This is a genomic window from Streptomyces sp. BI87 (assembly GCF_025957665.1).
GTDB classification, from domain to species: domain Bacteria; phylum Actinomycetota; class Actinomycetes; order Streptomycetales; family Streptomycetaceae; genus Streptomyces; species Streptomyces albidoflavus.
Genome location: NZ_CP110079.1, coordinates 6,435,888 through 6,449,707 on the forward strand (window position 1 = coordinate 6,435,888; position 13,820 = coordinate 6,449,707).

Sequence of the window (13,820 nt, forward strand, 5' to 3'; positions counted from 1 at the left end):
CATGAGGATCACCGAGGACACCACGTTCGGGCCCGACGTGGTCGCCTTCCTCGAAGCCCACGTGGCGCAGATGCGGTCCCTCTCCCCGCCGGAGAGCAAGCACGCCCTGGACCTCGACGGTCTGCGCCGCCCCGGCATCGCCTTCTGGACCGCCCTCGACGAGGAGGGGGCCCTGCTGGGCTGCGGCGCGCTGGCCGGGATCGGCCCCGGCCACGCCGAGCTGAAGTCGATGCGGACCGACCCCGCCCGCCGCCGGGGCGGCGTCGCCACCGCCCTGCTCACCCACATCGTCACGGAGGCCCGGCCCCGGGGTCACCGCCGGCTCAGCCTGGAGACCGGCTCGGCCCCCTTCTTCGCCCCGGCCCGCGCCCTGTACGCCAAGCACGGCTTCGTCCCGTGCCCGCCCTTCGGCTCGTACCGTCCCGACCCCCACAGCACCTTCATGACGCTCGACCTCGACGGGGCCGGCGGCTGAGCGGCACGTCGCCCCGGCGCGTACGCGCCCGTCCCGGTGGACGGCACGCCCGCTTCCGCAACGGCAGCACCCCCGGGCACCGCCGGAGGGCAGAGTGGGGCTGTCACTGTCACAGCGAAGGGACCGTAGTGGCCAGTCAGAAAGAACGCATGCTCGCCGGTGAGCTGTACCAAGCCGACGACCCCGAGATCCAGGCCGACGCGGCGCGCTCCGCGAAGATCAGCGAACGGTTCAACGCCTCGCCGTCCGACGACCCCGAGGCCCGCCGGACCCTCCTCGTCGAACTGCTCGGCAGCGTCGGCGAGGACGTGGACGTGCGGCCCCCGCTGCGGGTGGACTACGGCACCTACATCACCATCGGGCGCGGCACCTTCGTCAACTTCGGCGCGGTCCTCCTCGACGTCGCGCCCATCACCATCGGCGAGGACGTCCAGTTCGGCCCGCACGTCCAGCTGCTGACGCCGACCCACCCGGTCGACCCGGTCGCGCGGCGGGCCAAGTGGGAGGCGGCGGAGCCGATCACCATCGGCGACAACGTGTGGCTCGGCGGCGGCGTCATCGTCTGCCCCGGGGTGACGATCGGGGAGAACACCGTGGTCGGCGCCGGAGCCGTCGTCACCAAGGACCTGCCGGCCAACGTGGTGGCGGTGGGAAACCCCGCCCGGATCGTCCGCGAGATCCCCCTGCCCGAGGCACCGCCCGCTCCCTGACGGGGCCCGTACACGCAAGGGGCCGGGCCCGTACAGGCCCGGCCTCCTTGGCGTGGAACGCCTCGGCGTACCGCCTCCGTCAGGCGGCCGTGGCGCCCTCCGGCTCGTCGGGGCGCGGCTCGTGCGGGGGATCGGCCAGCTGTTCGCGGATGTAGCGCCAGACCACCCCGATCAGGGCGGCGGCCGGGACGGCGAGCAGGCTGCCGACGACGCCCGCCAGGCTGCCGCCGAGGGTGACGGCGAGGAGGACCACCGCCGCGTGCAGGCCGAGTCCGCGGCTCTGGATCATCGGCTGGAAGACGTTCCCCTCCAGCTGCTGCACCACGATGATGATGGCGAGCACGATCAGGGCGTCGGTCAGGCCGTTGGAGACCAGCGCGATGAGGACCGCCACGAACCCGGCGAAGAACGCACCGATGATCGGTACGAACGCGCCGACGAAGGTCAGCACCGACAGCGGCAGCACCAGCGGCACGCCCAGAATCCACAGGCCCAGGCCGATGAAGACCGCGTCGATCAGGCCGACGAGCGCCTGCGAGCGGATGAACGCCCCCAGCGTGTCCCAGCAGCGCTCGGCGACGGCCGGGATGTCGACGGCGAGCCGGCCCGGCAGCTGACGGGTCAGCCACGGCAGGAACCGCGGGCCGTCCTTGAGGAAGAAGAACATCAGGAAGACGGCGATCACGGCGACGACGACTCCGTGGACCACCGTGCCCACGCCGGTCGCCACCGTGGACACCGTGGAACCGAGACTGTTCTGGAGCCGCTCGATGCCGGCGTCCATCGCCTTGGTGATCTCGGCGTCGCCGATGTTCAGCGGCGGCCCGGCCGCCCAGGTACGCAACTGCTCGACACCGGCGATCACCCCGTCCGCCAGGGTTCCGGACTCGGAGGCCACCGGCACCGCGATCAGCGCGACGATGCCCGCCGCCACCACCAGCGCGAACACGGTCACGACCGAGGCGGCGAGGGCGGGCGGCCAGGAGCGGTTGCGCAGGAAACGAGCCGGCGGCCAGGTGAGCGTGGTGAGCAGCAGGCCGACCACGAGCGGCCACACCACGGACCACATCTGGCCCACCAGCCACAACCCGGCGGTGACGGCGACGGCCACCAGCAGCAACTGGGCAGAGGTACGCGCCGATGTGTGCAGCGCGGCACGGGTCTTGGTGGAACTCAGCCTGGTCGACATGCGGACCACCCTACTGATCCGCGGCCCCCGCCCGGTCCCGTTCCGCCCTCCGGTTTCCGGGTCAGCCGTACATCGCCAGGCGGTGGAAGGCTTCCAGGGCCTCGTCGACGGCATGGGGCTGCGGACGGCCCGCGGCGTCGAGGCGGCTCCACCTCTGGAGGTTCACCGCCACGGCCAGTTGGCGCCTGCCGTCGGCGCTGCTCGCCGCCAGGGTCCCGCCGCCCCAGACCGTACCGCCGTGGCCCCAGAGGACGGCCCTGCCCGGAGCCTCCAGCGGATACAGTCCGAGCCCGTAGTCGATCACCTTGCCCTCCTGCGAGAGGACCGGGACGGCCCGCCGCATCTGCGCCAGCGACGCCTGGCTGACGACCTCTCCGGCCAGCAGCAGACGGTAGAAGCGGTTGAGGTCCGCGACGGTCGATATCAGCGAGGCCGAAGGCCCCACCCAGGACATGTCGAAGACGCTGTAGTCGCGCGGCGGATCGATCATCCCGAACCACGCCTCGTACAGACGCGAGTGCGGCCCCTCGACGTACGGCCCGTCGGGGAACCCGGTCTCCCTCAGGCCGGCCGGCTCGATGACCTCCCGGGCGACGCACCGCTCGGCGGTCATGCCGGTCACCTGCTCCAGGAGCTGCCCCAGGAGCAGGTAGTTGGTGTTGGCCGTGGAACGGATCGGAATGGGGGGCGCGGCGCCCGCGACCGGCAGTCCGGGTACCGCTCCCGGGGTGGGCACGGCACGTCGGCCACCTCGCCAGCCCGGTGCTGGACGACGTACCCGCCGCCGACCGCCGCCTGGTGGAGGAACCCGAGGGCTGCCTGTCGGTGCCGGGTCCCTACCGTGTCGTCCCCCGCCTGGACCGCGCCGTCGCCCGGGGCCGCGACAAGGACGGCCGGCCCCTGGTGATCGTGGGGCGCGGCTACTTCGCCCGCTGCCTCCAGCACGAGACCGACCACCTCGGCGGCCACCTGTACCTCGACCGTCTCGCACGCCGGGAGCGCAAGAGCGCCCTCCAGGAGATGCGCGGCTCCCAGGACGAGCTCTTCGCCCGGCGCGCGGCGGCGGCGAAGCGGCTCGGCAAGTGAGCGGCACCCCGGCCGGGTGCGGGTCTCCCGCCGTCAGTGGTGGAGCAGCCGCCCGTCTACCGGGACCGGCGGGACGTGGCCGGACGCGGGCCGGTGCCGGACCAGCGCCAGACCGACGTCGACCAGCGAGGAACGACGGAGACCGCCCACCTCGGGCAGCGGGACCCAGACCGACGCGGTCGTGTCCCCGTTCGCCTCGGGCCGTAGATCGCCGCCGCTGACGCGCACCTCGTAGAAGACGCCGATGTTCTGGTGGTCGCCCCCGCTCGGATCTGTCCGCTCGGCCGCCGCGATCAGCCGCGAGTCCACCCCCAGCAGCCGCTCGACCACCCCGACGAGCCCGGTCTCCTCGGCCAACTCCCGCGTCACGGCGTCGAACGGGTCCTCCCCGGCCTCGACCCCGCCCCCGGGCAGCGTCCAGTTCCCGGAACGATGCTGGGCCAGCAGGACCCGATCGTCCTCCAGGCACAGGGCGTACGCGGCCAGGCGGCGGCTCATGGGGGCTCCTCGGGGTCGGGTGTGAGTGGCTCAGTGTCGCCGTGCGGTCAGCCGGTTCGCCACTGCGCCCCCGCACCCCCGCACCCCCTACTCAGGAGAGGGAGCGGTCGCGGACGAGGCGGAGGCGGATCGGGGCGTTGCGGGTAGCCGTCGCCTGGATCTGCGTCGCCGTCTCCTTCGCCGTGGCCTTCCAGGCGGACGACTTGGTCATCGCCTCCGACTTCAGCACCGTCACCGTCGCCAGTCTCGTCTCCGCCCTCGACAACTTCTGAGGCCGGACCGGGACGGGGAAGGGCGACCGCTGCCGTGATCATGTGCCGATGTTGGTCCGCCTGCCGATCAGGTCGCGGTACAGGGCCGTGCGCTGCTCAGGGGTCTCCACCGCCGCCAGCGCCGCGTCCCACTGCGCCTCCAGATCCCTCAGCCTCTGGACCCAGTCGCCGAATTCGTTCAGGTCGACGAGGCGCTGGTTCGCGCTGAGCGGGGCGTTGCCCCCGGGCTTGTCGTCCTTGTGGCCGCCGACCTGGCTCACCGGGTTGTTGTTCTTCTCGCTGCTCGTCAGACCGTGCTCGTAGCCGTCCGGGGTCCGGCCGCCGGGGCCGGCGGTCTCGATCCCGACCTGGAGGGCCCCGTCCCGCTTCCCGGTCGGCGGCTTGTAGCCCATGAAGGCGTGCCCGTACGACTCGTTGGGGAGGATGGTGTCGCCGTGGTAGTCCTGGTTTCCCAGGCCGTTGATGGCCAGCGGGAAGCCGTAGAGGTGGCTGTGCGGGTCGACCCAGTTCTGGAGGGTGGCCCCGATCTCGCCCTTCTCCACGAAGTCACCCTTGGTGGTCCCGTGGTTCTCGTCGATCTCCATGTGGTGGGTGCCGAACGCCCGCCGGTACACCGGCTTCGCCGGCGTCGACCTGGGTTCCCAGGGCTTGCGGTCCTCCTTGGTGATGCGGAGCCACTGCGGCAGCTCGTAGCCGTGCTGCCCGTCCGCCAGCTGGGGGATGCGGATGTTGACGCGGCCGCCGTAGGCCAGCGCGTGGGCGACGTCGTCCCGGAAGTCCTCGTGCAGGCCCGAGTCCGGGTTGAAGACCTTCAGCCCCTCCTTGAGGAGCAGGAAGATCTTGGTCAGCAGCTCGGTGCCGCGCGCGACGCGCTCCCGGTGCTTGTCGGCGTCCGGGACGGAGTCGCTGATGCCGGGCGGCGCGAGGGTGTTGACGAAGGTCTCGAAGATCTGCTCGTTCCGCTCGGCGGTCAGCTGCTCCTTCTCGGCCTGCGGGGTGTCCTCGCCGTGCATCGCCATGTGGCGGCCCATCTGGTAGTCCGACCGGCGGTCCCTCGACGGCGGATTCCCCTCGGCGCGGCCGGCGGCCTCCTGCTGCCAGCGCAAGGTCGCCACCAGCAGGCGCATGCCCTCCGGCTGCTCGAGCCAGTCGTGGAAGTCGCCCGCCGCGATGTACGCCTGTGCCTCGGCGAGGCCGCACAGGCCCACGGTCTTCAGCCATCCTGGCTCCTCGGCCTCCACCGCCCTGATGGCCTGGAGCTCGTCGGCGGTGAGGCTCGGCCCGCCGCGCACCCGGCGGTGCAGGGCGCCGCGCACCTGCTTGTCCTTGATCTCCTGGCCGCCGCCGACGAGGAGTTGCGCCAGGCGGGCGGCGGCGCGCGGTGCGGCCGCGCGCGAGGGACCGGGCCGGTCCGCGCGCTGGACGGGGGCGGCCGCGTCCGGCGTACGCGAGGGCGGCCCCGGCAGGGAGAGGTCAGGGGCCGCACCCTGCGCCATCCTGCGGCCGTTGGCGCCGGCGCTCCGCTCGAAGGGATCGTCCGGGCGGGAGACCTTCTCCCCCTTGCCGTTGTCGGTGCCGGGCACCGGCCCCAGCATCTGCTGCCGGACGTGGTCGACCTCCTCGTACAGCACCTGGTCGCTGACGTCCCGTTTCCCGAGGACGATGTGCGGGCCCGAGGTGTACGCGAGGGCGTCCAGCTCCTCGGCCGAGCGCTGGGCGACCGGGTTGTCGTGCACCCGCACATGGCTGAAGTCCATCTGGTACGCCTGCTCGGAGCGTTCGAGGACGTGGGAGTCGAGCGGCCGACCGGGGGAGCCGATGGCGTCGCGCACCGAGACCCGCCGCTGGACCGGTGCCGCGTCCCGGGCGGCGTGTTCCGCGCCGCCCGCCTCCTCCCGGGCACGCTGGACGGCGCGGGTCACCGCCGCGTTTCCGGCGGCCTGCTGGAGCGCGGTCAGCGGGGGCAGGGCGCCGGGCCGGGCCCCCGGACGCCGTGCGCCCCGGTCGGCTCTGGAGCTGCTGTCCTCGTTCCGGGCACGCATGTGTCCCCCTCTGCTCGATGAAGGCTCTCCCTTCCTAGCCGCCCGGGCCCGTTCCGGGAATGCCCGCAGGGGCGGCGTCAGGGGCAGACTTTCCGGCGCCGCACCTCGCGGACCCCGGGCGTCGGCGGTGCGGGATCAGCCCGGGCCCGAGATCCTCGGCGACCGCCCGCATCGTCGGAGGTCGACCACGGCGCGGTCCAGCCGCTGGAGATCCTCTTCGACGGCATCGACACGGTCCCGGTCATCCCCGTCTTCGTCAACGGCGTCGCCAGGCCCTTCGTCACCACGCGCCGGGTGCGCGAGCTCGGGGAGGCGATCGGCGACCACGTCGCGGGACTGGACGGCGAGCGGGTCCCCGTCATCGGCTCCGGCGGCCTCTCCCACGACCCCCCGGCCCCAGTGGGCCACCGCCGACGACGCGGCCCGGGCGATGCTCCTCTACGGCCGCCGCACGCGACGCCCGCCGGCAACGGGTCATCGACACCGCGAAGGCGTTCGCCGCCGGCACGGCCCCCATCCAGGACCTCAACCCCGACGGGGACCGCGCCCCGAGGGCGACCTTCACCTCCGGCGACCTCACCCCCGCCGACGCGACGACCCCGGACCGGACGGCCGAGGACGCGGGCAACTCCGCCCATGAGGTACGCACCTGGCTCGCCGCCCACGGCGCGGCGGGCCCCTACGAGGCGACCCACTCCTTCTACCGCCCGATCAAGGAGTACACCGCGGGGTTCGGGATGATGACGGCGCGGTCGGTCGCGGGGTAGGCGGGCGGCCCGGACGTCGTGCCGGGGGAAGCGTCAGGCGGGGCCGGCCAACCCGCCTGCCGCACCGCAAGCTGGACGTCGCCGCCCTGCGCCGGGACCTCCCCGCCACCGTGGCCGGCCGGGCCGCCTTCGCCCGCGAGCAGTGGCGGCTGGACCCGGCGCGCCCTCCGCTCTTCTACGCCGTCGACGACCTCGCCGACCTGGAGCGCACCACCCCGCCGGGCGAGGCGCCCGCCTCCGTCCTGATCGAGGAGGCGCTCGCCGCCCTCGCCGTCGCCCTCGTCGACGACGGCGCCCGCCGCCTGCTGGTCGCCGGGGGCGAGACCTCCGGCGCGGTGGTCACCGCACTGGAGGTACGCGGCCTCGCCATCGGCGCGCCCCTCGCGCCGGGCGTCACCTGGGCCCGCGCCGAGACCGGGACCGGCGGCGGCCGGAAGATCGACCTCGCCCTGAAGTCCGGCAACTTCGGCGGCACCGACATCTTCACCGAAGCATGGAGCGCCCTCGTATGAGCGACGTGCGAGCCTGCCTCGCGGCCGCCGGAGCACACCTCGCCGCCCTCGGCCTGAGCCCCGGCAGCTCCGGGAACCTCAGCGTCCGCGACGGCGGCCTGCTGTACATCACCCCGACCGGGGCGGACCTCTCCCGGCTCGACCCGGACGGCCTGAGCGTCCTGGACCAGGACGGCACCCACCTCGAAGGCCCGCGGCCGTCCAAGGAGTTCCCGCTTCACACGGCCCTGTACAGGCGCGACGCCGCGACCCGGGCCGTCGTCCACCTGCACTCCCGGCACGCCGCGGCGCTCTCCTGCCTGCCGCCGTGGTCCGGGCGGAGCGCCGTCCCGCCGCTCACGCCGTACTTCGTGATGCGGGTCGGCCAGACGCCCCTCCTGCCCTACGCGCCGCCCGGCGACCCCGGCCAGGCGGAGGAGCTGGAACGGCTGCCGTTCCCGCTGCGTGCCGCCCTGCTCCAGAACCACGGCCCGGTCGTCTCCGGTGTCTCGGTCCGGGCGGCGGTGGACGCCGCCGTCGAGATCGAGGAGGTCTCCGCCCTCCTGCTCGCGCTCGGCGACCGGCCGGCCCGCCTGCTGACGGACGAGGAGGCGGGCGAGCTGGCCCGGCGGTACGGATCCTGCTGGGGGGAGTGAGGCCCCGGCCGGGCCCGCCGGCGGGTCAGTCGTCCTCGGAAACGGCGTACAGGTGGGGCAGGTTGACCACGATCGCCTCCTGGGTGCTGCGGGCGATCACGACCACCGCCTCCTCGGCGGGGTCGGGGTTCTCCTCGCGGTGCGGCACGTACGGCGGCACGAAGATGTAGTCGCGGGGGGAGGTGCGCAGGCACACCTCCTCGGCCTGGTCGCCGTGGCCGTCCACGAAGACGAACTCCGGGTGGCCGCTCTGCACGTAGAGGGCGGTCTCGGACTCCCCGTGGTGGTGGTCGGAGGAGGAGGCGACGTGGGTCTGGCCCATCCGGAGCTTCTCGGAGCCGACGGTCCTGCCGCTGACCGCCGCGAACCGGCGCATCCCCCTCGGTCTGCGCGGTACCGGTGTCCAGGGAGTCGGCCCGGATGTGGTGCAGTCGGGTGTGGAGCGGGGCCGCGGGGTGGCCGGAGCCGTCGCGGAAGTCCGGGTGGAAGCCTTCGCCGGGCACGGTCAAGGCCCTCTCCCCACACCGGTGGTGCACCGTCGCGTGCCGTGCGCAGGCCCCGGGCGAGCGGCAAGGTTCCGTGGGCGGGCACCCTCCGGGGCGCGTCGATCGGGCACGAACTCCGGAGGGTGCCCAGTGAGCCGCAGGTGGCACGGTGCCGTGTGCAGCGGGGGCCCAGGTGTGTGGGCTTTCAGCCGAGCACGGCGACCGTGGCGTCGAGCTCCACGAGCGCGCCTTGGGGCAGGGCCTGGGTCGGCAGGGCGGTACGGGCGTGTCGGCCGTGGTCGCCCAGCACGTCGATCAGCAGGTGCGAGGCGCCGTCGATCACGGTCGGCTGGTCCACGAAGTCCGGTGCGCTCGCCGCCCACGCGTTGAGCTTCAGGACGCGGGCCTGTTCGAGGCCGATGGACTGCTCGATACGGGCCAGGAGGTTCAGCGCGGCGGTGCGTGCGGCGAGCACCCCGTCGGCCGGTGTGGCGTCCTCTCCCAGCCGGCCTCGGAGGACTTCGCCCGACGCGGTCCGGGAGATCTGGCCCGAGACGTACAGGACGTCGCCCCAGCGCGAGGTCGCCTCATAGGCGTACCTGGGAGGGCCGAGGTCGGGCAGTTCGATCGACAGCGCCTTCAGGCGTTCTCGCACGGTGGTCATGGCGTCTCCTTGTTCGGTGCGGCCAGAGGTCCGTCATCGCTTGCTGAGGACATAGGTGCGGTCCCGGCCGATGTACCAGAGGTCCTCGGTGCCGATCGCCGCGTTCCCGTAACGCCACGGGATCTCCGCGGCACCGTAGGAACCGACCTGGAGCACGTGCTTGTAGCCGGGCCGCAGTTCATTGGCGAAGGACTCCTGCTTGCCCATGAGGTGGCCCACGTTGCGCTTGCGGTACTCCGTGTTGAAGTCGACGTCCGTGCCGAGCATGCCGATGGCGACCATCCGCTCCAGGTGCGGGGCGAGGTAGCGCAAGGTCCCCTCGTGCACGTCCTCGCACACCGCGCCGGGGCGCAGCTGCCCGATGATCCCCTCGCGCACCACGTCGAAGAAGAAGCGGTACGCCTCCTTCGCGGCCTCGGTGCGCGGCAGCGAGCGGGCCATGTCGGAGGTGGCGACGTTGACGCCGTCGAAGACGACGCGTACCCCGGCGTCGAGCTGCACGCAGGTCGTCTCCTCGTCGACCGGGTGGTCGACCGGGGGGCCGGGGAAGAGCATGCGGTTGGAGGAGTGCAGGTTGGTGAAGTACGGCTCGATGCCGAACGGGATCTCGTGGGCCGTGCGGAACTCGGCGATCTTGTCGAGGTAGACCGCGTCGATGTCCAGCTCGCTGAAGGAGCGCCCGGCGTCGAGCCCTTGCTCCGCCCAGGCCAGGGCCTCCTCGATGGCGAAGACGCTGGCCCGTGCGGCCACCACCTGGAAGGCCAGGTCCTCGTGGTCGCGGACGTCCCGCCAGTGGCCCAGGGCGGCCGAGACGGGGACCAGCTCCGCCCCCTCGCGCGTGAGCTCGCGGGCCAGGCCGACGCTGATCCACTCCTCCTCGACGCCCGTCCGTGTCCCGGACGCCAGTTCCCGGACGGCCGCCCCCACGGAGGGGTACCGGCCCACGGGGGCGCCCGGCAGACCGTCGGCGCCCTCGGGGAGCAGCACCAGGAGGCGTTCGGGACCGTCGAGCCACAGGGCGACCGCGCCGTCCGGCTGGGGGCGTCCGGTCGCCTCGGTGAAGTTGGGGGTCGCCGCGAGCAGCACCGAGTCGAGGGAGCGGTCCGCGGCGAGCTCCTTCAGCGCCGAGAAGCGGCTGTCCTCGCCGGAGGTGAACTCCTCAGCGAGGCCCGAGAGGTGGGGGACGTCCGCGATGAGCCGGCGCGCGGTCCGTACGCCGGTCTCACGCCACCGAGCGAAGGTGGCCAGCACCTCGGCCGGATCGATCTCGTAGGCGGCGACCGGTGTCGGGTCCTGGTCGGCGAAGACGAGTTCGACGGAACCGGACAGTGCGAGCTGGTGGGCGTGGACGACATCGGCGGCGAGGGCCACCGGGCCGCCGTCGGCGAGTTCGCGCACCAGGTCGGCCAGGGACTCGGCGGCGGGGGTGTCGGCGACGATGCGCGGGTCGATCGTGACCCAGGGGGCGTAGAAGCGCATCCGGTCCTTCGGGACGCCGGCGGACAGGGCGTTGCCCTGTTCCTGCTGGCGCACGAGCAGCAGGTGCTCCGCACCGGTCTCCGCGATCAGCGGAGCGACGAAGGGGTGGGAGTCGAGTCGGATCGCGGAGAACAGCAGGCTCTTGCGCGCGTCGAGGCCGAATTCCTTCTCCACCCGTGTGGCGTCAGCAGTGATCCTCAGCATGGTGCTCCTTCGTCAGCGGTTCACGGTCGTGGGTGCCTGGCGGGGGTGGTCAGCTGATGCCGGCCACGACGCCGATGTGCGATTCGATCTCGGAGGTGTAGTCGGAGAAGTCCGCGGAGTACCGGTGCTCCTTGCCCCGGGGCCGCGGCAGGTCGATGGGGATGTCGGCGATGATCCGGCCGGGGCGGTCGCCGACGACCACCACCCGGTCCCCGAGCCAGACCGCCTCGGGGATGCTGTGGGTCACGAAGAGGACGCTGCATCCGGTGTTCTGCCAGATGCGCTGGATCTCGAAGTTCATCGAGTCCCGGGTCATGGCGTCGAGCGCGCCGAAGGGCTCGTCCATGAGCAGCAGTCTGGGTCGGGATACCAGGGCCCGGCAGATGGCGACGCGCTGCTGCATGCCGCCACTGAGCTCGTAGGAGTAGTTCTTGGCCTTTCCGCCCAGCCCGACCATCTCCAGCAGTTCCATGGCGTACGCGCGGGCCTCGTCGGTCCGGGCGCCGCGGAACTCCAGAGGGAGGAGCACGTTGTCGAGGTTGTTGCGCCAGGGCAGGAGCACGGGGCTCTGGAACACCATCGCGATGTCCTCGATCCCCTCCTGGATCGGGCGGCCCTGAACGAGGATCTCGCCCTCGGTGGGCTCCTGGAGGCCGGAGATCGTCTTGAGCAGCGTGGTCTTGCCGCTGCCCGACTGCCCGACGATCGACACGAACCGGCCGGGCTCGACGTGGAAGTCGAGTCCTCTGAGGACGGTGTTCTCCTGGCCCCTTCGCGAGCGGTAGGTCTTCCCCACGTTGTTGACCGAGATGGCGTACTCGTTGTTCATGTGACTCCCCATCCGGCCTTTACGGGGCCTTGATCGTCTCGTCGGAGCCCAGCGGCTCGAGGTAGGAGTTGCTGTACACGTCCTCGGGCGACAGGCCGCTCTCCTGCGGCAGGCCGAGGAACTTCCGGGCGACGTCGATGGCCTGGCGGACTCCGGTGTCGTCCATGACGCCGTACCGGGCGGCGGCCTCGCGCTTGCCCCAGTTGAGGCCGCACTGCGCGTCGATGGCGAGGGTGATGGTGCTCGTCTCGTATCCGGAGACCTCCGTCCGGAAGTCCTCGGCCGCCTTGCGTGGGTTCTGGCAGGCCCAGAGGAAACCTTTCTGCATGGCTCGGTTGAACTTCCGGACCTGTTCGGGGTCGTCCTTGAGCTTCTCGTCGGAGATGACGATGCCGTTGCCGTAGAGGTCGATGCCGAGGTCGGACCATTTCAGGACGGCGGCCTTCCGCCCGAGGGCGTCGATGGCCGGTTCGTCGGAGACGTGCAGCGCGAGGTTGGCGTCCCACTGGCCGGCCAGCAGGCCGGGGATCTTCGAGGCGCTGGACGCCGGGATGACGTCCACGTCGCTCTTGTCGAAGCCGAGCTTGTTCAGCGCGAGCGGCCACATCGCGGTCATCGCGCCGCCGCCCTCGGTGGCGACCGTCTTGCCGCGCAGGTCCTCCCAGTTCCTGATCCCGGAGTCCGCGAGGGCGACGACCGCGTAGGCGGACCTGGCCTGGAGCAGGTTGACCTGCTTGACCTTGGCGCCCCTGCCCTGGCTGGTGACGGTGGCGCCGAAGTCGGCCCAGCCCGCGTCGACCCTGCCTGCGACCACCGAGGTGACCGTGTTGGTCGAACCGGATCCCGGCATGACCGTGAGGTCGATGCCCTCGGCCTTGAAGAAGCCGCGTTTGGCGGCCGAGATGAACGGCGCGTGCTTCGGCAGGTACCCCACGTCGAGCATCAGGGACATCGAGTCCTTCCCGCCACCGCCCGCGCATCCGGACAGCCCGGCCAGCACCGTCGCGCCGGCGAGAGCGACGGCCCTGCGAAGGGTTCTACGCATTTCCAGCCTCCGATCCCGTGGTCACTTGGCGTGGTTCTTCCACGGGGCCAGCTTCCGGCCCGCGTAGTCGACGAGGAAGAACAAGGTCAGGGCGATGGCCGCGAGGACGATGAAGGCCGCGAACATCGACGGCAGGTCCACCTGGCTGTTGGCGAGGAGGATGACGTACCCGAGCCCCTTCGAGCCGGCGATGAACTCCCCGACGACCGCCCCGCCCACCGCGAGGGAGATCGAGATCTTCGCTCCGGAGAAGATGGAGGGAATCGCGTAGATGAAGTCGATCTTCACCATCTTCTTCCAGGGGGAGGCCCGGTTGATGCGGGCCAGTTCCTGGAGTTCGTGGGGGACCGAACTCAGGCCGTCGTAGGTGTTGATCACCAGGGGGAAGAAGGCGATGGCCATGGCGACGAACGCCTTCGACTCGAAGCCGAACCCGAACCACACGATGAACAGCGGGGCCAGCGCGACCTTGGGGATGGTGTCGATCGCGATGAGCGCGGGATAGAGGAAACTGCGTGCGGTGGCCGAGTAGTGCAGGGCGGCACCGCACAGCACACCGAGGGCCGTGCCGAGCGCGAATCCGGCGAGCGCCTCCTGGAGCGTGACGAAGGTGTTCTCCGCGAAGTAGCCGGGGCGCTCGAACAGCTCGGCGAAGGCGGAGAGCGGGCCGACGAAGAGATAGTCCGCCGGGTCGATGACCAGGACCAGCAGTTCCCACACCACGAAGAGGCCGATGATCCCCACGGCCGCTTTGACGCCGGCCACCAGCGACTCACGGGGGAAGGTACGGCCCGGTGTCTTCTGCCCGGAGGGTTTCGCCGCCGGGAGCGGCCGCTCGGCGGCGGTCCGGTCGGGGTGACGCAGATCAGGAGTCGCCATGGTGGTACCTCCCACAGAGCGCGTCACGCGGCAGCAGCGCTACGGGAGC

Annotated in this window: 14 protein-coding genes and 3 pseudogenes; 7 read left to right on the plus strand and 10 right to left on the minus strand. The window is 72.0% G+C overall.

The features are described from left to right. The first annotated feature begins 1 nt into the window (after position 1). Together OIM89_RS28880 and OIM89_RS28885 are read left to right on the plus strand one after the other, a co-directional pair. Entirely contained in the window at positions 2-475 is a 474-nt protein-coding gene (locus OIM89_RS28880) for a GNAT family N-acetyltransferase (protein WP_047467536.1), read from the plus strand. Between the two features lie 149 nt (positions 476-624). Then, positions 625-1,185 (plus strand): sugar O-acetyltransferase, encoded by a 561-nt coding sequence (locus OIM89_RS28885; protein ID WP_047467535.1) that lies wholly within the window; start codon positions 625-627, stop codon positions 1,183-1,185. Between the two features lie 79 nt (positions 1,186-1,264). Here OIM89_RS28885 and OIM89_RS28890 read toward each other — a convergent pair whose 3' ends face one another. Together OIM89_RS28890 and OIM89_RS28895 are read right to left on the minus strand one after the other, a co-directional pair. After that, positions 1,265-2,374, minus strand: coding sequence for an AI-2E family transporter (locus OIM89_RS28890; protein ID WP_226964921.1), 1,110 nt, complete (start codon positions 2,372-2,374; stop codon positions 1,265-1,267). A gap of 61 nt (positions 2,375-2,435) precedes the next feature. Next, positions 2,436-3,113 (minus strand): annotated as a pseudogene (locus OIM89_RS28895) (serine hydrolase domain-containing protein); the annotation flags it as partial. Here OIM89_RS28895 and OIM89_RS28900 point away from each other — a divergent pair. Continuing rightward, positions 3,110-3,460 (plus strand): annotated as a pseudogene (locus tag OIM89_RS28900) (peptide deformylase); the annotation flags it as partial. The pseudogenes OIM89_RS28895 and OIM89_RS28900 sit on opposite strands and share 4 nt — an antisense overlap. 33 nt (positions 3,461-3,493) lie before the next feature. Here OIM89_RS28900 and OIM89_RS28905 read toward each other — a convergent pair. Then, complete coding sequence (locus tag OIM89_RS28905; protein ID WP_030698965.1) at positions 3,494-3,958, minus strand: NUDIX hydrolase; 465 nt, start codon at positions 3,956-3,958, stop codon at positions 3,494-3,496. A 137-nt stretch (positions 3,959-4,095) separates the two neighbouring features. On the opposite strand from OIM89_RS28905, the gene OIM89_RS28910 reads away from it, so the two are divergent. Further along, positions 4,096-4,230: a hypothetical protein gene (locus OIM89_RS28910; protein WP_257380833.1), complete on the plus strand. Its 135-nt coding sequence runs from the start codon at positions 4,096-4,098 to the stop codon at positions 4,228-4,230. 38 nt (positions 4,231-4,268) lie between these two features. Here OIM89_RS28910 and OIM89_RS28915 read toward each other — a convergent pair whose 3' ends face one another. After that, positions 4,269-6,272, minus strand: coding sequence for a DUF4157 domain-containing protein (locus OIM89_RS28915; RefSeq protein WP_226964920.1), 2,004 nt, complete (start codon positions 6,270-6,272; stop codon positions 4,269-4,271). A gap of 225 nt (positions 6,273-6,497) precedes the next feature. Here OIM89_RS28915 and OIM89_RS30090 point away from each other — a divergent pair, with 225 nt between their 5' ends. From OIM89_RS30090 to OIM89_RS28925, 3 genes are all read left to right on the plus strand, one after another. After that, entirely contained in the window at positions 6,498-7,013 is a 516-nt protein-coding gene (locus OIM89_RS30090; RefSeq protein WP_413747430.1) for a hypothetical protein, read from the plus strand. Between the two features lie 136 nt (positions 7,014-7,149). Continuing rightward, a complete protein-coding gene (locus OIM89_RS28920; RefSeq protein WP_239655741.1) occupies positions 7,150-7,551 on the plus strand; it encodes a nucleotide-binding domain containing protein in 402 nt (133 codons plus the stop codon). Further along, the gene (locus OIM89_RS28925; protein ID WP_047467524.1) at positions 7,548-8,186 is read left to right on the plus strand and encodes a class II aldolase/adducin family protein; all 639 of its coding nucleotides are present in this window, start codon (positions 7,548-7,550) and stop codon (positions 8,184-8,186) included. The genes OIM89_RS28920 and OIM89_RS28925 overlap by 4 nt, the downstream gene beginning before the upstream one ends. Positions 8,187-8,211: 25 nt before the next feature. Here OIM89_RS28925 and OIM89_RS28930 read toward each other — a convergent pair. The 6 genes and pseudogenes from OIM89_RS28930 to OIM89_RS28955 all read right to left on the minus strand — a co-directional run bounded on the left by OIM89_RS28930 (position 8,212) and on the right by OIM89_RS28955 (position 13,771). After that, positions 8,212-8,695: pseudogene (locus OIM89_RS28930) on the minus strand (cupin). A 181-nt stretch (positions 8,696-8,876) separates the two neighbouring features. Next, the gene (locus tag OIM89_RS28935; protein ID WP_030698969.1) at positions 8,877-9,335 is read right to left on the minus strand and encodes a RidA family protein; all 459 of its coding nucleotides are present in this window, start codon (positions 9,333-9,335) and stop codon (positions 8,877-8,879) included. A gap of 33 nt (positions 9,336-9,368) precedes the next feature. Continuing rightward, entirely contained in the window at positions 9,369-11,018 is a 1,650-nt protein-coding gene (locus OIM89_RS28940; protein WP_151170277.1) for a M24 family metallopeptidase, read from the minus strand. A gap of 49 nt (positions 11,019-11,067) precedes the next feature. Beyond that, on the minus strand, positions 11,068-11,847 hold the full coding sequence (locus OIM89_RS28945) for an ABC transporter ATP-binding protein (protein WP_151170278.1): 780 nt from the start codon (positions 11,845-11,847) through the stop codon (positions 11,068-11,070). 19 nt (positions 11,848-11,866) lie between these two features. Further along, positions 11,867-12,892, minus strand: coding sequence for an ABC transporter substrate-binding protein (locus tag OIM89_RS28950; RefSeq protein ID WP_226964919.1), 1,026 nt, complete (start codon positions 12,890-12,892; stop codon positions 11,867-11,869). Between the two features lie 21 nt (positions 12,893-12,913). Further along, positions 12,914-13,771, minus strand: a complete 858-nt coding sequence (locus tag OIM89_RS28955) for an ABC transporter permease (protein ID WP_030698973.1) — start codon at positions 13,769-13,771, stop codon at positions 12,914-12,916. Positions 13,772-13,820 lie beyond the last annotated feature (49 nt).